Source organism: Amycolatopsis sp. NPDC051373 (assembly GCF_040689465.1).
Lineage (GTDB): Bacteria > Actinomycetota > Actinomycetes > Mycobacteriales > Pseudonocardiaceae > Amycolatopsis.
Map to the genome: position 1 here is coordinate 75,007 of NZ_JBFBAE010000011.1, position 17,581 is coordinate 92,587.

At 71.5% G+C, this 17,581-nt stretch carries 16 protein-coding genes and 1 pseudogene; 7 read left to right on the forward strand and 10 right to left on the reverse strand.

Going from position 1 to position 17,581, the window contains the following annotated elements:
- Positions 1-42: 42 nt before the first annotated feature.
- The 4 genes from AB0383_RS21665 to AB0383_RS21680 all read right to left on the reverse strand — a co-directional run bounded on the left by AB0383_RS21665 (position 43) and on the right by AB0383_RS21680 (position 2,714).
- Positions 43-471 (reverse strand): STAS domain-containing protein, encoded by a 429-nt coding sequence (locus AB0383_RS21665; protein WP_364171114.1) that lies wholly within the window; start codon positions 469-471, stop codon positions 43-45.
- Between the two features lie 180 nt (positions 472-651).
- On the reverse strand, positions 652-1,149 hold the full coding sequence (locus tag AB0383_RS21670) for a hypothetical protein (protein WP_364171112.1): 498 nt from the start codon (positions 1,147-1,149) through the stop codon (positions 652-654).
- Positions 1,150-1,183: 34 nt separating this feature from the next.
- Positions 1,184-1,570: an STAS domain-containing protein gene (locus AB0383_RS21675; protein WP_364171110.1), complete on the reverse strand. Its 387-nt coding sequence runs from the start codon at positions 1,568-1,570 to the stop codon at positions 1,184-1,186.
- Between the two features lie 331 nt (positions 1,571-1,901).
- Positions 1,902-2,714, reverse strand: coding sequence for an LLM class flavin-dependent oxidoreductase (locus AB0383_RS21680; protein ID WP_364171108.1), 813 nt, complete (start codon positions 2,712-2,714; stop codon positions 1,902-1,904).
- A gap of 313 nt (positions 2,715-3,027) precedes the next feature.
- Between AB0383_RS21680 and AB0383_RS21685 the strand changes: the two genes are divergently transcribed.
- The 5 genes from AB0383_RS21685 (at position 3,028) to AB0383_RS21705 (ending at position 8,270) form a co-directional block, all read left to right on the forward strand.
- On the forward strand, positions 3,028-4,536 hold the full coding sequence (locus AB0383_RS21685) for a glycoside hydrolase family 30 beta sandwich domain-containing protein (RefSeq protein WP_364171106.1): 1,509 nt from the start codon (positions 3,028-3,030) through the stop codon (positions 4,534-4,536).
- Positions 4,537-4,641: 105 nt separating this feature from the next.
- Entirely contained in the window at positions 4,642-5,637 is a 996-nt protein-coding gene (locus tag AB0383_RS21690; protein WP_364171378.1) for a zinc-binding alcohol dehydrogenase family protein, read from the forward strand.
- A 71-nt stretch (positions 5,638-5,708) separates the two neighbouring features.
- Positions 5,709-6,236, forward strand: coding sequence for a PadR family transcriptional regulator (locus AB0383_RS21695; RefSeq protein ID WP_364171104.1), 528 nt, complete (start codon positions 5,709-5,711; stop codon positions 6,234-6,236).
- Positions 6,233-7,447, forward strand: coding sequence for a cytochrome P450 (locus AB0383_RS21700; protein WP_364171102.1), 1,215 nt, complete (start codon positions 6,233-6,235; stop codon positions 7,445-7,447). Before AB0383_RS21695 ends, AB0383_RS21700 begins: the two co-directional genes overlap by 4 nt.
- A 130-nt stretch (positions 7,448-7,577) precedes the next feature.
- A complete protein-coding gene (locus AB0383_RS21705) occupies positions 7,578-8,270 on the forward strand; it encodes a TetR/AcrR family transcriptional regulator (RefSeq protein WP_354875420.1) in 693 nt (230 codons plus the stop codon).
- A 36-nt stretch (positions 8,271-8,306) separates the two neighbouring features.
- On the opposite strand, the gene AB0383_RS21710 is transcribed toward AB0383_RS21705, so the two are convergent.
- The 3 genes from AB0383_RS21710 to AB0383_RS21720 form a co-directional block, all read right to left on the reverse strand.
- A complete protein-coding gene (locus AB0383_RS21710) occupies positions 8,307-8,615 on the reverse strand; it encodes a helix-turn-helix transcriptional regulator (protein ID WP_220241202.1) in 309 nt (102 codons plus the stop codon).
- Positions 8,616-8,682: 67 nt separating this feature from the next.
- Entirely contained in the window at positions 8,683-11,088 is a 2,406-nt protein-coding gene (locus AB0383_RS21715; protein WP_364171100.1) for a glycoside hydrolase family 2 TIM barrel-domain containing protein, read from the reverse strand.
- A gap of 2 nt (positions 11,089-11,090) precedes the next feature.
- A complete protein-coding gene (locus tag AB0383_RS21720; RefSeq protein ID WP_364171098.1) occupies positions 11,091-11,501 on the reverse strand; it encodes a helix-turn-helix domain-containing protein in 411 nt (136 codons plus the stop codon).
- Between the two features lie 93 nt (positions 11,502-11,594).
- On the opposite strand from AB0383_RS21720, the gene AB0383_RS21725 reads away from it, so the two are divergent.
- Positions 11,595-12,413 (forward strand): NAD(P)H-binding protein, encoded by an 819-nt coding sequence (locus tag AB0383_RS21725; RefSeq protein WP_366188374.1) that lies wholly within the window; start codon positions 11,595-11,597, stop codon positions 12,411-12,413.
- Between the two features lie 86 nt (positions 12,414-12,499).
- Here the strand turns inward: AB0383_RS21725 and AB0383_RS21730 are convergent, their stop codons facing one another.
- The 3 genes and pseudogenes from AB0383_RS21730 to AB0383_RS21740 all read right to left on the reverse strand — a co-directional run bounded on the left by AB0383_RS21730 (position 12,500) and on the right by AB0383_RS21740 (position 16,646).
- Positions 12,500-13,390: an NAD-dependent protein deacetylase gene (locus tag AB0383_RS21730; protein ID WP_364171095.1), complete on the reverse strand. Its 891-nt coding sequence runs from the start codon at positions 13,388-13,390 to the stop codon at positions 12,500-12,502.
- A gap of 9 nt (positions 13,391-13,399) precedes the next feature.
- Positions 13,400-14,883, reverse strand: a pseudogene (locus AB0383_RS21735) (sugar porter family MFS transporter).
- A gap of 365 nt (positions 14,884-15,248) precedes the next feature.
- Positions 15,249-16,646, reverse strand: coding sequence for a hypothetical protein (locus AB0383_RS21740; protein WP_364171093.1), 1,398 nt, complete (start codon positions 16,644-16,646; stop codon positions 15,249-15,251).
- A gap of 79 nt (positions 16,647-16,725) precedes the next feature.
- Between AB0383_RS21740 and AB0383_RS21745 the strand changes: the two genes are divergently transcribed.
- Positions 16,726-17,475, forward strand: a complete 750-nt coding sequence (locus AB0383_RS21745; protein ID WP_364171091.1) for a nucleotidyltransferase domain-containing protein — start codon at positions 16,726-16,728, stop codon at positions 17,473-17,475.
- Positions 17,476-17,581: the final 106 nt, after the last annotated feature.

Here is a 17,581-nt window from a genome sequence, read left to right on the forward strand (position 1 = left end):
TGGAACCCGGGTTCGCGGCCACGGAAGTGCGCCGGGAAATCCTCAAGTGGTGAGCCGCCGCCGCTGGCCGGGGACGTCGACGGGTGAAAGGCCCGTGGCGGCGCCGGGGCGTTCGCAGCCGAGTGGCATGAGCTGCAGCAGGCGGCGAGCCGGGTGGGAGTCGCCGGGGTCCACGTAGAAGTCGGTGTCGAGAAGCTCGGCCAGCAACTGCATGCGGCGCAGGACCTTCAGGCCGGCGACCGCGAGGAACGTGGTGCGGCCGAGGTCGATGATCACCACGCCGACCGTGCTGCGGATCCTGGCTTCGACGACCTCGGAGAGGTGCGGGGCGGTGCAGAGATCGACCTCGCCGACCACCTCCACCACGGACACGCCTGGCACGGGACGGTGGACGTGCAGGTCGAGCAGGCGTTTCGGGTCGAGTTGGCCGACCCTGGCGGAAGGAGCTTTCGTGCGGCGTAGGGCGCTCATGGCGGCCCGCCTCTCGTAGGCCGCGCACCCGGGTGACGGCCGATCCGGGCCGGAAGTTCGGGCATCCCAGCCGATCGGCGCCAACGCTCCCGGAGCGCGGTGAAATCGCGGCGGCTGGTGGCTCAACCGAGACCCAGGATAGTGCACGTGCACTAGAGCCGCCAGCCACCGCCGGAGTGGTTACCTCCGAACCTGTTTGCCCGCCGCTATGTAGGTGTTGGAGTCGCCGACGAACGAGAACACGACGCCGATCACGGCCGCCAGCGCCGAGAGGTAGCTCAGCCAGGTGCCGCCGTTGCCCGTGATGAGCGACAGGACCTGCAGCGCCGTGAGTACGGTCAGCACGATCCGCGCCCAGTTGCGCCCGGCCCGAAGCTTCACCGCGAACAGCAAGTACAGCAGCGCGATGAGGACCGCGATCACGACCGCCACGACAAGCGCGATGTTCGCGGCCTGGTCGAGCTGCGCCTGGTCGAGGTTGGGATTGGTGCGGCGGGCGGCGTCGACGAGGTCGTCCTTCTGCCCGAACAGCAGCAGGGCGGCGACGATGCCGATCACAGTCGAGGCGACGAACGCCCAGAACGCGACCGTGATGGTGTTGGGCACGGCCGGACGTGGGGGCTCGCCGGAGAAGGAAGGCGGCGTGGAATCCTCGGGAAACCGCGGCAGATCGCTCATGTGAGGACATTAGGCCCACTGCCGCGGCCTCGCACTACGACGAGGGGACGGTACCGGTGGCCGCCTCCAGGTTCGGGTGGATCTCCAGCACCGAGTCGAGGTGCAGCAACCCGATCGGCCGCAGCAGGCCGCGCTGCTGAGTGACGATGCGGAACGGGATCCCGGCCTCGGTCGCGCGGCCCCGGACGTCGATCAGCACCGAAAGGCCGCTGGAATCGCAGAACGGCACCTCGGACAGGTCCACGACGAGCACGTCGGGGCGGGCTTCCAGGGCCGCGACCAGCTGGTCGCGCAGTGCGTCCGACACCGCGGTGTCGATTTCCCCGGTGGCGGTGACCACCGTCGTCGCGGCGGTGGTCATGGTGGTGATGTGGAGCGTGGGCAGGCGTCGCGCGCCGGCCGCTCTGAGGTTGTCGGTCACGACACGTTCCCTCCGCGGTCACGGGCCCGCCGGGCCGGACGAGCACCCGGCAGGCCCGGTGCCCGGCCTGCGGCCGGGACAGGGCCTGGTGACGGCTGGGTGCTCAACCGTGGTTCGTCCGAACGTAACAGCCCCGGCCTCGCCAGGCAGCCCGGGGCGTTACTGGCGTGGCGGCCCGGCGTCGGTGACGGTGCACGATGGGTCGAGGGGGTCGGTGGGCCGGTTTTCGGTCAGTGCGCCGAGTTCGACGGGCGGGCGGACTTGTTTCGATTTCGGGTGGGGCCCGCCGGTCCCGGGTGTCGGGTCGCGTTCGGCTGGGCGGTTCGAGGCGTCACCGGCGTGGTGGCCCGGCGTCGACGACGGCCAACGAGAGGTCGAGCGGGTCGAAGTGGATCAGGGATTCGAGCCACCACGTCATGCCCGCCTCGGTCAGCGCGCCGAGGTCGACCGTCGGGGGTTGGTCCCAGGCCGGGCTGGCGTTGCCGGCCACCGCGACGTCGAAGGGGCGGCCGGCAGGGTGCACGGCGGTGACCAGCCGGGCCAGCTCCTCCGGTGCCGGCGGGTGCGGGCCGGCCAGGGGGAAGATGCCGTCGCCGGCGGTGGCGCGGGTGCGAACGCGCGGGTGGTCGGTGGACATCGCGGTCCAGACGGGGATGGGGTGCGGTTCGGGTGGGCCGGCGTCGAGGTCGACGTGGAAGTGCTCGCCGCGGTGGCGCACCTCGGCGCCCGACCAGATCGCGCGGGCGAAGGCCATTGCCTCGTCGAACTTCGCCGAGCGGGGGCCGAGGGGTTCGCCGAAGCGGCTGAAGTCGCCGGTCTCGTCGGAGCCGAGGCCGGTGCCGAGGATGAGGCGGCCGTGCGAGAGGCGGCTGACGGTCGAGGCCTGCCGCGCGAGCACCCACGGCCGGCGCCGCGCCGGGGGAGTGACCATCGGGCCGAGAAGGATCGTGCTTGTCGCCTGGGCGATCGCGCCGAGCGTGGTCCACGGGTCCGCGATCGGTGGCGCGCCGGGCACGACGTGGTCCCACAGGAACACCCCGTCCCAGCCGGCGGCCTCGGCGCGCACGGCGAGCTCGACGAGCACCGCCGGGTCGCCGAAAGGTCCGAACGGCGGCAGGTACAGGCCGTGGCGCAGGGTGCTCACCGGGGTCTCCTCACGTCAGCGGTGCGGGAATCGGGCCACCGTAACGAGTCCGCGTTCGGCGGGCTGAATTGCCTTGCCCGACAACGGGAACCCGCGCGGGCGGTTGCCGGTCAGTGGCACGAGGAGGGGTCAGACGTGCGGACAAACCGCCCCAACGATGGGAAACCGGGGCGGGGATCTTGTCACCGCGCCCGCGGTTTGGTTGTGTCGGTGCGGACCCCCGGTCGCGGCCGCCAACGCGGGCACGGGTTCCCCACGGTGCCGATCAGGTGCCGTGTCCGCTGGGTTTTCCCCGTGAAACGAAGGAATCTGCATGCCGCGCTTGCGAAGAGTGCTGTGTTCGGTGACGGCCGCGGCGGCCGCCGTGACCGTGGCGGCCGGGTCGGCGACCGCCGCCTCCGGGCCCGAGATCACGCCGGCGGCGCCCGCCGCCCCGGCCCCTGCCGCCGTGTCGCGGACCGTCCACGAGTGGCTCACGAACCCCGGTGATGCGACGCCCGTCGACACGCAGCTGAGCTGGCAGAGCCCGGCCGCGGCGGCGCCCACGACGGTCCGCCTCGATCCGAACGTGAAGTTCCAGACCGTGTCCGGCTTCGGCGCGGCCATCACCGATTCGTCGGCCCAGGTGCTCTACGGCCTCACACCGGGCAATCGCGACGAGGTCATGAAGAACCTCTTCGACCCGCGCACCGGCGCGGGCATCAGCTTCCTGCGCCAGCCCATCGGCGCGTCGGACTTCGCCGTCGGCCAGGACTACGGCTACGACGACCTGCCGGCCGGGCAGACCGACTACGACATGAAGCACTTCTCCATCGCCCACGACGAGGCACAGATCCTCCCGCTCGTGCGCCAGGCGAAGAAGCTGAACCCGCAGCTGGAGATCGTCGCCAGCCCGTGGAGCATGCCGGGCTGGATGAAGACGTCCGGCTCGATGATCGACGGCAAGCTCATCGACTCGCCGAAGATCTACCGCGCCTACGCGCTGTACCTGGTCAAGTTCCTGCAGGCCTACCGCAAGGCGGGCGTGCACGTGGACTACCTGACCGTGCAGAACGAGCCGCAGGCGCTGGAGCGCAACAACTACCCGGGCACCGACCTGCCGTGGCAGCAGGAGGCGAAGGTGATCGAGGCCCTCGGCCCCGCCATCCGCGCCGCCGGGCTCGACACGAAGATCCTCGGCTTCGACCACAACTGGAGCGAGCACCCCGGTGACATCGCCTCGCACCAGCGGGCGGGGGAGGACCCGCAGCCGGAGTACCCGTACGACCTGCTGTCCACCCCGGCCGCGAAGTGGATGGCCGGCACCGCCTACCACTGCTACTACGGCTCGTCCGACGCGCAGACGCCGCTGAAGGCATCATTTCCCGGCAAGGACATCTTCATGACCGAGTGCGAGGGCGGCGACTCGTCCACGATCCTCGGCGTGATGCAGAACTGGGGCCGCAGCTCGATCGACTGGAACATCGCGCTCGACGAGAACCACGGCCCGCACCTGGGCGGCTGCGGCACCTGCAACGGCACCATCACCGTGAACTCGCAGACGAAGGCCGTGACGTACAACGACCAGTACCGCGACATCGAGCACTTCTCGAAGTTCGTTCCGCCGGGTTCGGTGCACATCGCCTCGTCCGTGGTCTACACCAGCGGCAGCAGCACACCGATCGAGGCGGTCGCGTTCACGAACCCCGACCACTCGACCACCGTGGTCGCGCTGAACACCGCGAAGACCGAGCAGAAGTTCACCGTCGTCTCCGGTGACCGCTCGTTCGACGCGACCGTGGGCGCCGGCGCCACCGTCACCTTCCAGTGGAGCGGCCGCTGACCGACCGGGTGATGCGGGGCGGCGCAGCGCCCGCCGCCCCGCATCGCACGCGGTACGTTCGGGTTCCCGGACGAAGGAGCGGCGATGACGGGACTACCGGCCACCATGCGGTCGTGGCGCGTCACGGCGCCGGGGCCGATCGGTACCGGGCCGATGAAGCCCGCGAGCGGACCGGTGCCCGAACCGGCGCCCGGTGAGCTGCTCGTGCGGGTGCTCGTGTGCGGCGTGTGCCGCACCGATCTCCATGTCGCAGAAGGGGATCTGCCGGTGCACCGGTCGGCGGTGACACCGGGGCACGAGGTGGTCGGCGAGGTCGTCGCCCTGGGAGCCGGCGCCGGCGGCACCTTCGCGATCGGTGACCGCGCAGGCATCGCCTGGCTGCGTCACACGTGCGGCACGTGCAAGTTCTGCTTGCGGGGCACGGAAAACCTATGCCTGGCATCGCGCTACACCGGCTGGGACGCCGACGGCGGCTACGCGGAGTACGCCGTGGTCCCGGCGGACTACGCCCACCACCTGCCCGCCGGCTACAGCGACGACGAGCTCGGGCCGCTGCTGTGCGCCGGTCTCATCGGCTACCGCGCGCTGCTGCGGGCCGAAGTGCTCGAAGGCGGGTGTCTCGGCGTATACGGCTTCGGCGGCAGCGCGCACCTCGCCACGCAGGTGGCCCTCGCGCAGGGCGCGATCGTCCACGTGGTCACGCGCAGCCGCGCGGCGCAGCGGCTGGCGTTCGACCTCGGGGCGGCGTCGGCAGGGGAGGAGCCGCCGCCCGAGCCGCTCGACTCCGCGATCCTGTTCGCCCCCGCCGGGGGCCTGGTGCCGGTCGCGCTCGCCGCGCTGGACCGCGGCGGCACGCTCGCGATCGCGGGCATCCACCTGTCCGACGTGCCGGTGCTGAACTACCAGCGCCACCTGTTCCAGGAGCGGCAGGTCCGCAGCGTCACGGCCAACACGCGGGCCGACGCGCGGGAGTTTCTCGCCTTCGCGGGCCGCCACCACCTCGAAGTGACCACTCGTCCGTACGCGCTGGCCGACGCGGATCAGGCCCTCACGGACCTCTCTGCAGGCCGGTTCACCGGCGCCGCCGTGCTGCGCGCCTGACGGGGATTTTCCGCCGGTGTGACTCGTTCGGCCGTTGATAGGTCACCATGACCTAGGTTACGGTGACCTAGATGTGGATCGACGTCCTGCTGCTCGCGAGCCTTGCCAAGCAGCCCAGGCACGGCTACGAACTGCGCCGGAAGGTCGAGGAGTCGAGCGGCCGGGCGCTGTCCAACAACTCGCTCTACCCGACGCTGCGCCGCTTCGCCGAGGCCGGCGCAGTCACGCGAAGCGCCGAGACGCACGAGGGCAAGCCGCCGCGCCACGTCTACACGATCACCGACGTCGGCCGCGAGCTGCTGCACGACCTGCTCGCGGACCTGCCGCCCGACCTGGCCGGAGACTCGACCGAGTTCCTCTCCCGGCTCGCCGGGTTCGGCTGGCTCGAGCCCGCGGAACGCCTGCGGGTGCTCGACGCGCGGGAAACCGCGCTCGCCGCTCAGGGCGAGCGGCTGGGGAAGCTCGCCGAGGCGCAGGAGGACCCGTGGAGCCGGCTGGTGCTGGCCGAGGTCGGCCGGCGGGCCGAGCAGGAACTGAGCTGGCTCGCGACGGTGCGTGCGCGGGCCCGGAAACCGTCACCCGAGGAGGAGACCCGATGACCACCACCGAGCGTGCGCCGCGGCTGCCGTTCGACCGGCCCAACGTGCTCGAGATCGCGCCGCTGTACCAGGTTCTGCGCCGCGAAGGCCCGATCGCGCGCGTGACTACACCGGCCGGCGACCCGGCCTGGCTCGTGACGCGGTTCGAGGAGGCCCGCGCGGTGTTCGCCGACGCGCGCTTCGGCCGTTCGCACCCGAAGCCGGAGCAGGCCTCGGCGGTGTCCGACGCCGCGGTGCTCAGCGGCCCACAGGGCGACTACGAGAACGAAGAGGCCGAGCACGCGCGGCTGCGGCGCCTGCTGGTGCCGGCGTTCTCGGCCAACCGGATGCGCAAGCTCGGCGAGCACATCCAGGAGCTTGCCGACCGATGCCTCGACGAGCTCGAAGCCGCGCACGACGCCGCGGGCGGCGAACCCGTGAACCTGCACGACTTCCTGTCGTTCCCCTTGCCGGTGCTGGTGATCTGCGAGCTGCTCGGCGTGCCGTACGCCGACCGCGACAAGTTCCGCGACCTGTCCGACCGCATCGGCGTGCTCGACAGCGGCGGCGACGCGAAGCGCGCGATGGACGAGTTCGCCGCCTACATGGGCGAACTGGCCGACAAGAAGCGCGCGGAGCCGGCGCAGGACGTCGTGTCCGACCTCGTCGCCGCGCAGGCCGACGACCCGACGTTCACCGACGACGACCTCGCCCGGCTGGGTGCGGGACTGCTCTTCGCCGGCCACGAGACGACGTCGAACCGCATCGACCTCGGCGTGCTGTTCCTGCTCACCGACACCGTCCGCCGCGACGCGCTGGCCGCCGACCCCGAGGGTCGCGTGCACGGCACGGTCGAGGAGATCCTGCGGATGTCCGCGCCGGGTGGCCTGGGCTTGCTGCGCTATGCCCACGAGGACGTGGAGATCGGCGGCGTCGCGATCCAGCGCGGTGACGCCGTGATGATCTCGACCTCGTCGGCCAACCGTGACGCGAGCGTGTTCGCCGACCCCGAGGCGTTCGACGCCGACCGCAAACCCAACTCCCACATCGCTTTCGGCTACGGCGGGTTCTTCTGCATCGGCGCAAGCCTGGCACGCACCGAGCTGCGCGTGGTGTTCAGCTCGCTGTTCCGCCGTTTCCCGAACCTGCGCCTGGCCGTGGACGTCGACGACCTCGACGTGCGCTCCAACCGCTTGACGGGCGGGGTTTCGAGCGTGCCGGTCACCTGGTGACCGCGCCGGGCCGCACTCCTTCCGCGGGTGCGGCCCGCGTCGCTCTATCGTTGGTAGAGATAATCCGTAGCGGTGCTATGACCTGCGTAACAGTGCTACGTGGACGCGATATCTGAGCTACACTGGACGCATGGACATCCGCACCCAGATGCTGGAGGCCGCCGAGAAGCTGCTCGACGCCTCGCCCGACCGCGACATCTCCACGCGCGCCGTGTGCGAGGCGGTCGGGGTCGGCGCGCCGATGTTGTACCGCCTGTTCGGCGACAAGAACGGCCTGCTCTCGGCCGTCGTGGACCACGGGTTCGATCGCTACCTGGCCACCAAGCGCGCGGCCGAGCCGTCGGCCGACCCGATCGCCGACCTCAAGAACGGCTGGGACACCCACATCGCCTTCGCCCAGGAGCACCCGGCTGTCTACCGGCTGATGTACTCCCCGGCGTTCACCGAAATCCCCAGTGCCGCGCAGGAAGCGCTGCGCCTGCTGCGGGAGGTGCTCGTGCGCTGCGCCGCGATCGGCCGGCTGCGTGTGGACCCGGACGCCGCCGCGCAGCGCGTGATGTCGGCGAACATCGGGGTGGCGCTCAACATGGTCACCCAGCCGGACGTGTACACCGATCCCGAGCTGTCCCGGCGCGTGCGCGACGCCGTGCACGACAGTCTGCTCACACCCGAGAACGGCACCGAGGAGACTGAAAGTTCGGCAGCGCCGCTGCCGACCGCGGCCCTGCAGCTCGCGGCACTCCTGCGCACCGAGGACACCACGCTCGGCACGGAGGAGACGCAGCTGCTGCTGAAGTGGCTCGACGGCCTGACCCGCGACTGACGAGTCCGAAGTGGACGGACGTCCAGACCGGCGGGCTCAGGGCTCGGTGAGCACGAGGTCGAGCAGGCCCGGAAAGCGCGCGTCGAACTCGGAGCGCCGCAGCCGGTTGTAGCGCCGCGGTCCGCGGTCGAGCTGTTCGAGCAGCCCCGTGGACCGCAGCACCGCGAAGTGGTGGCTCGCCGTCGCTTTCGACACCGGCAGGTCGAAGGTGCCGCACGCGCGCGAGAAGTCAGGCCCGTCCGAGAGCTCGCGCAGGATCGTGCGGCGCACCGGATCGGTCAGGGCGTCGAGCGCCTGTTGCAAAGTCACCTCGGCCGGATCAGTGTGGGTCAGCGTCCGCGCCATGCCGCCTCCCGGCGTTCTCGTGTCACTCCGGCGTCCTCACCGATGGTACCCGTGTCCGGCGAGTGGCTCAGACCGCGGAGATCGTGGCCGATCCCGTGTCCAGAAACGGATGCGACGCGGTCACGGTGATCGTCCCGGGCGTGTTGCGCATCGAGCGGATCCACACCGCCGCTGCGCCGCCGAGGGCGCCGAAGTCCAGGAACGGGTCGCCGATCAGGACTCCCGGCCCGTCGACCGAGACGCTGAGCACCCCTCGGGCGTGCGGGCGCGGTGCACCGTAGCGGTCCACCGACCGAAGGGTGACGCGCGTGGTGTCCTGGCCGTCGGCGGTGATGGCGCCGTCGTCCGCGGCCACGGCCAGCGTGTCGAACGCCGGGTCGGCACTGAACCTGCGGCGCAGCACCGTCTGCCCCTTCACCCGGCCCTCGATCGTCAGGTCCGGGTGACCTTTCCCGGTCACGGTGAGGTTCACCAGGAACGGCGGGTGCTCCAGGTGACCGAACCGCGCCCGGTCGGGGTGCACGGTGACCGGCCGCCGGCCCGCGACCGTGACCACGAGCTGGTCGCAGTTCGACCAGATCAGCGCGTTGCGGCCGGGTCCGCCCCGCGGCGAGCCGGGCCCGAAGTCCCAGTAGAACGCGGGCTCGATCACGGCGCCGCGTGACGGGGCCCGTTGCGCGCGGTAGAAACCCGCGCCCAGCTTGGGAATCCGGAAGAAGTCGACCACGCCGGGGTACTTCACCCCGCGCAGCGAGTGGTACCAGCCGGACGGGTAGTCGAAGCCGCACCACGCGATCAGCCCGCAGTAGCGTGGGTCGGCCGCGGCGTGTTCGTGCACCCACGCGTGCAGCATGCTCTGCTCCCGCTGCACGTCGGCGGCGTCGGTGCGGCGGAAATACGGCGCGCCCACGAGCGTGCCCACGGCTTCGCTCACCAGGTACGGCACGCCCCGGCGCGGCGGGCGCAACGGCGGTGGCGCGTTGCGCGAGGGCGGGCGGCTGTAGTCGTTGAACGAGAACACCCCGCCGTTCTCCTTCACCGGGTACAGCGGCGAGACGTAGCCCCTCTGCCCGGCAACCGCGCCGGTGCACGGCCGCATCGGATCGAGCTCGGCGGCGAGCTGGTCGGTCTTGCCGTAGAGCGTGTACTGGCCGAGCGTCTCGTTCACGCGCGTGCCCCACACGATGATCGACGGGTGGTTGCGGTCGCGCACGATCATGTCGTGCACATCGCGCACCGCGAGCTCCTGCCACGCGGTATCGCCGACGTGGTCCCAGCCCGGCAGCTCCTCCCACACGAGGATGCCGAGCTCGTCACAGGCGTCGAGGAACGCGGGCGACTGCGGGTAGTGCGAGCAGCGGACCATGTTGACGTTGAGCTCGTTCTTGAGGATCTCGGCGTCGCGCCGCTGCACGCGCTCGGGCATCGCGCCGCCGACGAACGGGTACCACTGGTGGCGGTTGAGCCCGAAGAGCTTGAGCGGGCGGCCGTTGAGGCGGAAACCGTCCACAGTGAACTGGGCGTCGCGCAGCCCGGTGCGCACGGGGTAGGTGTGGACCTTGCGCCCGGCCACCGAGAGGGTGACCAGGACGTCGCACATCGCCGGCTCGTCGACGTCCCACAGCTTCACCGCGTCGAGGCCTTCGAGTGTGACGGCCGTGTTCGTCTCGCCCTTGCGCAGCCCCGTGATGTCGGTGACCGCGGTGGCGATCTCCGTGCCGGCCTGGCTCAGCGTCGCCGTGAGCCGCACGGGACCCTTCACCGCCTTTGCCGCGTCGACCGTGCAGTGCACCACCACCGCGCGGTTGGGCGTGAGCACGGCGATCTGCTGGGCGTACACATCGGACAGGTAGGCCTGCGGGGTGCCGTACAGGTTGACAGTGCGGTAGATCCCCGCCGGCTGGTAGAAGTCGATGGCCGTCGGGTTCGGGTACTCGGGCAGGTCCGGGGGAGTGTCCTGCTGCCAGCGGCCGTCGACGGCCACGGCCAGCACGTTGTCGGAGCCGGTGAGCAGCCCGGTGATCTCGCACGTGAGCGGCAGGTAGCCGCCGCTCTGCGAGGCGACGCGGCGGCCGTTGAGGAACACGGTGGTGGCGCTGAGGACCCCGTCGAACCGCAGGAACGCGCGGTTCTTGCGCAGCTGCGGCGGTACGAAGAAGTGCTGGCGGTACACCCACAGGTGCTGCCAGTCGTTCGGGTGCCAGCCCTCCCACGACAACGGTGTGACGCAGTGGGGCACCGAAACGAGCGTCATGGACCGGTCGTCGAAGTCGACTTCGGTACAGCCCGGCACGAACGGGCCGAACAGCCAGTCGGCGCCGAACCCGCTCGTCGCCTCGACCGGCGTCGGCTGGTGCAGCGCGGCCGAGAGCGCGCCGGAAGCCGCGATGGCCGCGCCGGCGCCGAACAGGAACGTGCGCCGGGCGTGACCGGTCCTCGGGACAGCCGTGCCCCCTGGTTCTTCCTCCGTCATGCCTACGCGCTCTGCCGGCCGCCGGACTCGTCGTACCCGGACTGCGTGGCGAGGATGTCGACGGCGTGGTCGCGCAGCCAGGAGAACAGCGTCGAGAGCTGGTCGCCGGTGCCGCGGCCGAGCGGCGTGAGGCCGTAGGTGACCTGCGGCGGCGTGGTGGGCTCGACCCGGCGCCACACGAGGCCGTCGCGCACGAGGGTGCGCAGCGTCTGAGCGAGCATCTTCTCGCTGACGCCTTCGATGCTGCGGCGGAGCTCGAAGAACCGCAGTTCCCGTTCGCGCAAGGCGATCAGCACCCACACGCCCCAACGGCTGGTGACGTGGTCGAGCACCGTCCGCGCGGGGCAGTCGGTGTGAAACACCTCATACCCGTCACGGGCCGACCGGCCCGCGAACTGCGTCCATTCCTCCATGTCGTGAGCTTACTTAAAGGTGCGTCCTTCCGGCCGGGGGACGCGCAGGGCACCTTCGTGACCACTGTGGATCGTAGGGATTGGGGTTCGAAGATGATCGTGGTGACAGGAGCGACGGGGAACATCGGCCGGCCGCTGGTGGCGGCGCTGGCGGCGGCGGGTGCGCCGGTGACGGCGGTGTCGCGGACGGCGCCGGCCGGGCTGCCCGAGGGAGTCGTGCACCAGGTTGCCGACCTGGCCGCGCCGGAATCGCTGCGCGACGTGGTGGCCGGGGCGGACGCGCTGTTCCTGTTCCCGGGCGGCCCGGCTCCGGCGGAGCTGGCCGACGTCGCGAAGGCCGGGGGAGTGCGGCGGCTCGTGCTGCTGTCCTCGCAGGGCGCGGCCACGCGGCCGCAGGCTTACGCGTTTTTCACGGCGTACGAACGGGCTGTGCGCTCGTCGGTGCCGGCGGCGACGATCCTGCGGCCGAGCGGGTGCACCACGAACACGCTGGGGTGGGCTCCTTCGGTGCGTGCTTCGCGCCTTTTCGAGGCTCCCTTCGGCGACGTGGCGCTCCCGTTCGTCGACCCGGCGGACATCGCGGCGGTCGCCGCCGCGGCGCTGCTGGACGACTCGCACGACGGCGCCGAGTACGAGGTGACCGGTCCGGAGGCGCTGACCCCGCGTGAGCGGGCGGCGGTGATCGGCACCGCGCTCGGCGAGCCCGTCCGGTTCGCCGAGCAGACGCCGGACGAGGCTCGCGCGCGGATGCTGGCGTTCATGCCGCCGCCGATCGTCGAGGCGACGCTGGGCGTGCTGGGTTCCCCGCTGCCCGCCGAACGCCGGGTGAGCCCCGACGTGCCGCGGGTGCTGGGCCGCCCGGCCCGTGCGTTCGCCGAGTGGGTGGCGGACTCTGTCGCCGCGTTCCGCTGAGAGACCGGCGAAGGTGCACCAGCCCGCCGCGCCGGCCGCGTCGATGTCCGCGTGGGCCGGCGCGCACGGGCTGCGGCGGGCCCGCGTCAGGCGAGGCGCGCGGGCCCGCCGACGAGGTCGACCAGGTCGGCCAGCGCCTCGCCCAGCGGCAGGTCGACGCGGACCCGCGCGTAGGCGTCGCCGCGGGTCTGGCCCCGGTTGACGATGAGGACGGGTTTGCCGGTTTTCGCGGCGAGGCGGACAAAGCGCAGACCGGACATGACCGTGAGCGACGAGCCGAGGACGAGCACCGCCGAGGATTCGTCGACCAGGCGGTAACAGCGTTCGACGCGTGGGCGCGGCACGTTCTCGCCGAAGAACACCACGTCGGGCTTCAGCACGCCCGCGCACGTGGTGCAGTCGACGAGCGTGAACGTGCGCACGGCTTCCTCGGCGAGCTCGACGTCGCCGTCGGGGTTGATCCGCGTGGCGGTGCCGCCGAAGTCCGGGTTGGCCGCGCGCAGGCGGTCGTCCAGCTCTTCGCGCGGCGTGGTGCGGCGGCAGCCGAGGCAGATCACGCGGTCGAGGTTGCCGTGCAGCTCCACCACGCCGCGCGTGCCCGCCGCGCGGTGCAGGCCGTCGACGTTCTGCGTGATCACGCCGGACAACAGGCCGGCTTCGCGCAAGGTCGCGACGGCGTGGTGCCCGGAGTTGGGCTCGGCGCGCGCGATGGTGCGCCAGCCCAGGTGGCTGCGCGCCCAGTAGCGGCGGCGGCCCTCGGCGCTGCTCGCGAACTCGTCGTAGGTCATCGGGGTGTGCCGGCGCAGGCTGCCGGACTCGCCGCGGTAGTCGGGAATACCGGACTCGGTGGAGATCCCCGCCCCGCTCAGCACCACCACGCGGCCGTGGGAGACGACCTCGGCCACCTCGGCGACGCTACCGGTGCGCGGGAGCGCTTCACCCGTGCCGGTCCAGGTCAGGGTCGGTCGTGTCCGCACCCGATCAGCTTACGCACCCACGAGCTCGCGTTCGAGGTCCTCGAGACTGCGCCCCTCGGTCTCCGGCATCAGCCGCCACACGAAGGCGAACGCGAGCGCTGTCATCACGGCGAAGAACCCGAAGTTGAGCCCGGCCCCGAAGGCGTCCAGCAGCGGCGGGAACACGAGCGCCACCGCAAGGTTGAACAGCCAGTTGAAGACCACGCACACGCTCACGGCCGCCGCGCGGATCCGCAGCGGGAACAGCTCCGGCAGCGCGACCCACTGCACCGGGCCCCACGACACCGAGAACGACGCGACGTACACGGCGATCCCGGCCAGCGTCAGGCCGAGCAGCAGCGGCCCCTTGGCCATCCCGCCGAGGTTGACCACGGCCAGCAGCACCATCGCCGCGCACATGCCGAGCGCGCCTACGAGCAGCAGCGGCCGCCGGCCCGCGCGGTCGATCAGCCGCATCGCGGGCAGCGTCATGAGCATGTTCACGGCGCCGACACCCACGTTGGCCAGGATCGCGCCGGACGAGCCGAACCCGACGTCGGTCAGCAGCGTGGGCGCGTAGTAGATGATCGTGTTGATGCCCACGAAGTTCTGGAAGAACACGAGCAGCATCCCGACCGTGAACACTTTCCGCAGCCGGCCGCCCGTGAGCATCCGCAGCCGCAACGGCTCCGCGCGTTCGGCCTCGTCGCGGGCGCCGGCGCGGATGTCGGCCAGTTCGGCGTCGGCCGCGTCCTCGCTGCCGCGCAGCCGGGTCAGGACGGTGCGGGCCGTGCGTTCGTCGTGCTTGTTGGCCGCGAGCCAGCGCGGGCTCTCGGGCTGCGTGTAGATCCCGGCGACGAGCAGCACGGCAGGCACCACGCGAGCCCGATCATCCACCGCCACGCGCCCCAGCCCGACAGCGCGTAGTCGGCGATGTAGGCGACCAGGATCCCGACGGTGACCAGCAGTTGCATCAGCGAGGTGAGCTTGCCGCGGACCTCTTTCGGCGCCAGCTCCGACAGGTACATCGGCACCACGACCGAAGCGATGCCCACGCCGATGCCCATCACGAACCGGAAGGCCACGAGCATCGGCGCCGCGCCCGCCAAGGCGGCGCCGACCGTGCCGACGATGAACACGACCCCGGAGCCGAGGATCATCCGGCGCCGGCCCAGCGAGTCGGCCAGGCGCCCCGCGAGCCCGGCGCCCGCCATCGACCCGGCCAGCAGCCCGGAGACGACCATGCCCTGCACGATGGGGCTCAACGAGATGTCGCGGCCGATGTAGAGCAACCCGCCGGAGATGACCCCGGTGTCGTAGCCCCACAGGATCCCGCCCAGTGCGCCGAAGAACCAGATGCCGAAGTTCGCTGCCCGCCGCGCCCACCTTTCGATCATGACCCGCGGCGACGAGCGGCAGCGTGAAAGCGATTTCTCCCGGCAGGGCAAGACAAATCCCCCGGACGGAGCAGAAGCGGGTTCGACGGGGGTGCGGCTGGGTACCTCAAAAGGCATGTGGTTCGCGTTGGGTACACCCGTGGTCCTGATGGTCGCCGCTGTGTTGATGGAGCGGTTCGAGCAGCACTGCGCCCGGGTCCCGCCGAGACCCGCTGCGGGCGTAGGCGCGCCGGAAGGGCTTGCGCCTGAACGGACAACGCTTCGCCGGACTGCGGACCGCGAAGGTGCGCGTCCGGTGGTAGCGCTACCGCACTGACTTCCGCCTGGTGCGGACCACCGGGTGAAACCGGGAACGTGGTGCGGCGCCGGTCATGGCCGCGGGCGGCGGCCAAGGACGGTGACCGGCGTGGGCACCTTCGGGGAAAGGGCCGGGCTCCCACCGTCGGGGTGCGGGAGCCCGGCTCGTCTCGCGCGCGGGGTGACTACTGGGCCGCGCCCGAGGTGAGGGTTTGGTACCACGCGTCCCACGGATGGTTGGTCGCCGCGAAGTTCGCGGGCGGGTTCGTGGCCAGGCCGGCCGAGTCGAAGTCCCAGCCGCGGACCAGGTGCCCGCTCTGCCGGGCCGAGGTGATGAACGCCGACTCCGTGGCGGGGCCGCCGTAGAACAGCGCGTCCTGCTGCAGCTGCGCCGGGTCGCCCTGCTGGTACTCGTCGAACGCGACCTGCGAGTAGCGCACGCGCTCACCGGAGACGCTGTCGGTGGCGTAGCGCAGGGTCTGGGCGGGAGTCGGGCCGTCGGCGCCGGTCGACACGGTCACGCGGCGGATGCCGGACGTGCCGGTGGCCTTCGGGAACAGCGCGTCCGAGGTCATCGCGTTGCCGCTCCAGGTCACGGCGCCAGACGCGTCGAGCGCGCCCTGCCACTGCCAGTTCTGGCCGGACGACTGGCTGCGGTGGATCTCGCGCACGCCGGTGCCGGTGAAGGCGACGGTGGGGGACACGCCGTTGTCGTACTTCTGGCTCGCCGACCAGGTCAGCTCGCCGTCGGCGCCGAGCTTCGCCGTGTGGGACCAGAGCGTGGTCGCGGTCTGCGACTGGTGGACCTCCACGAGCCGGCCCGAGTCGTCGAGCGCGATCGCCGGGGTCTGGCCGCTGTCGTAGTGGCCGTGGCGGTTCCAGGTCACGCGGCCGTCGGCGCCGTACGTCCCGGTCCAGTACCACAGGGCGCCCGCGCCGGAGTCGTGCACCTCCACGACTTGGCCGCGGCCGTTGATCGCCACCGCCGGGTTGTAGCCGACGTCGCGGCGGTACTCGGCGCGCGTGCCGCTGTCGCCGGAGAGCAGCGTGAGCACCTTGCCGCGCAACGAGTCCGTGGTCGCGCCGGCCGGGTAGTCCTTGGCGAGCAGCAGCCGCGGGCCGAAGGCGGTCTGCAGCTTCTGGTTCACCGCGGCCAGGTTGCCGGCGGCGAAGGACGTGTTGTCGGTGAGGTCGTCCTTGAGGTCGAGCATCACCACGATCGGCGCGGCCGTGGAGTGGGCGGCCGACCAGGTGTTCACCACGGCGAGCCAGTCGCGCAGGTTGTTCGACGAGGGGTTGCCGGCGTGGTCGACCAGGTCGCCCGGGCTGCCGTGCCCGATGCCGTAGTCGTGGGTGGTGGCGTAGCCGTTGTCGTGGATGTCGAACTCGACGAAGCGGACACCGTGGTCGAGCTGGTAGGTGATCGAGCCCTTCGCGCCGTCCACGTCGCCGGAGTAGCTGTTGTGGGTGGCCTTGAAGATCGTCGAGGTGAACGGTGTGCCCGCCGCGGTGGCGGGTGCCGTGACCAGCGCGAACGCGGTGGCAGCCGCGGCGAGCGCGACGGGCGCGCGGAAGCGGTGCATGTGTGGGGACCCCCAGGTCGAGTGCGGAAAGTGGCGAAATCGTAGCGATCATTCGCCGGGTTCATGGCATGTTCGGACGATGCCGGACAACAACGGGAAAATCTTTGCCGACCAGGTGGCCGACGTGCTGGGCGCGCTGCCCGGGGTCGAGGCGGTCGCGCTGGGCGGGTCGCGCGCCCAGGGCAGCGCCGGCCCGGACAGCGACTGGGACGTGGCGGTCTACTACCGCGGCGCGTTCGACCCCGGCGACCTGCGCGCGCTCGGCTACCCCGGCGAGGTGTCCGGGCTCGGCGAGTGGGGCGGCGGCGTGTTCATCGGCGGCGCGTGGCTCACGATCGACGGCCGGCGCGTCGACGTCCACTACCGCGACCTCGACTCCGTCGAACACGAGCTGGCCGAAGCGCGCGCCGGGCGGTTCCACTGGGAGCCGCTCGCGTTCCACCTCGCCGGCATCCGGAGCTACCTCGTGGTGGCCGAACTGGCCATCAACGAGGTGCTGCGGGGGAGCCTGCCGCGTCCGGAGTACCCGCCGGCGCTGCGGGAGACCGCGCCGAAGTTCTGGCGCGCCTCGGCGGAGCAGACGCTCGGCAACGCGAAGAGCGCGCACGTCGAACGCGGGCACGCCACGGAGACGGCGGCGTCGGTGGGCGTCGCGGCGCTGCAGGCCGCGCACGCCGTGCTCGCCGGCCGGGGCGAGTGGGTCACGAACGAGAAGACCCTCATCGAGCGCGCCGGGCTGCGCGGGCTCGATGACGTGCTCAGCGGCCTCGCCCACGACCTTGAAGGCGCCTTCGCCACGGCCACCGCGCTGCTGCGGGCGGCCCGCTGACGGTCGAACGAAGTGGCTAGTGTCGACAGTTGAGGACTCCCGCGCGATGACACCTCGATAACGGGACGATCCGTACCGAGAGGAATCGACGCGTCGCTTCGCTTGC

Bases quoted from the DNA above. Each gene is read 5' to 3' on its own strand.
- AB0383_RS21725 (WP_366188374.1), top strand. From the start codon at position 11,595: ATGATCGTGGTGACAGGAGCGACGGGGAACATCGGCCGGCCGCTGGTG.
- AB0383_RS21690 (WP_364171378.1), top strand. From the start codon at position 4,642: ATGCGGTCGTGGCGCGTCACGGCGCCGGGGCCGATCGGTACCGGGCCG.
- AB0383_RS21710 (WP_220241202.1), bottom strand. From the start codon at position 8,615: ATGGCGCGGACGCTGACCCACACTGATCCGGCCGAGGTGACTTTGCAA.
- AB0383_RS21700 (WP_364171102.1), top strand. From the start codon at position 6,233: ATGACCACCACCGAGCGTGCGCCGCGGCTGCCGTTCGACCGGCCCAAC.
- AB0383_RS21720 (WP_364171098.1), bottom strand. From the start codon at position 11,501: ATGGAGGAATGGACGCAGTTCGCGGGCCGGTCGGCCCGTGACGGGTAT.
- AB0383_RS21695 (WP_364171104.1), top strand. From the start codon at position 5,709: ATGTGGATCGACGTCCTGCTGCTCGCGAGCCTTGCCAAGCAGCCCAGG.
- AB0383_RS21685 (WP_364171106.1), top strand. From the start codon at position 3,028: ATGCCGCGCTTGCGAAGAGTGCTGTGTTCGGTGACGGCCGCGGCGGCC.
- AB0383_RS21740 (WP_364171093.1), bottom strand. From the start codon at position 16,646: ATGCACCGCTTCCGCGCGCCCGTCGCGCTCGCCGCGGCTGCCACCGCG.
- AB0383_RS21705 (WP_354875420.1), top strand. From the start codon at position 7,578: ATGGACATCCGCACCCAGATGCTGGAGGCCGCCGAGAAGCTGCTCGAC.
- AB0383_RS21745 (WP_364171091.1), top strand. From the start codon at position 16,726: ATGCCGGACAACAACGGGAAAATCTTTGCCGACCAGGTGGCCGACGTG.
- AB0383_RS21670 (WP_364171112.1), bottom strand. From the start codon at position 1,149: ATGAGCGATCTGCCGCGGTTTCCCGAGGATTCCACGCCGCCTTCCTTC.
- AB0383_RS21665 (WP_364171114.1), bottom strand. From the start codon at position 471: ATGAGCGCCCTACGCCGCACGAAAGCTCCTTCCGCCAGGGTCGGCCAA.
- AB0383_RS21715 (WP_364171100.1), bottom strand. From the start codon at position 11,088: ATGACGGAGGAAGAACCAGGGGGCACGGCTGTCCCGAGGACCGGTCAC.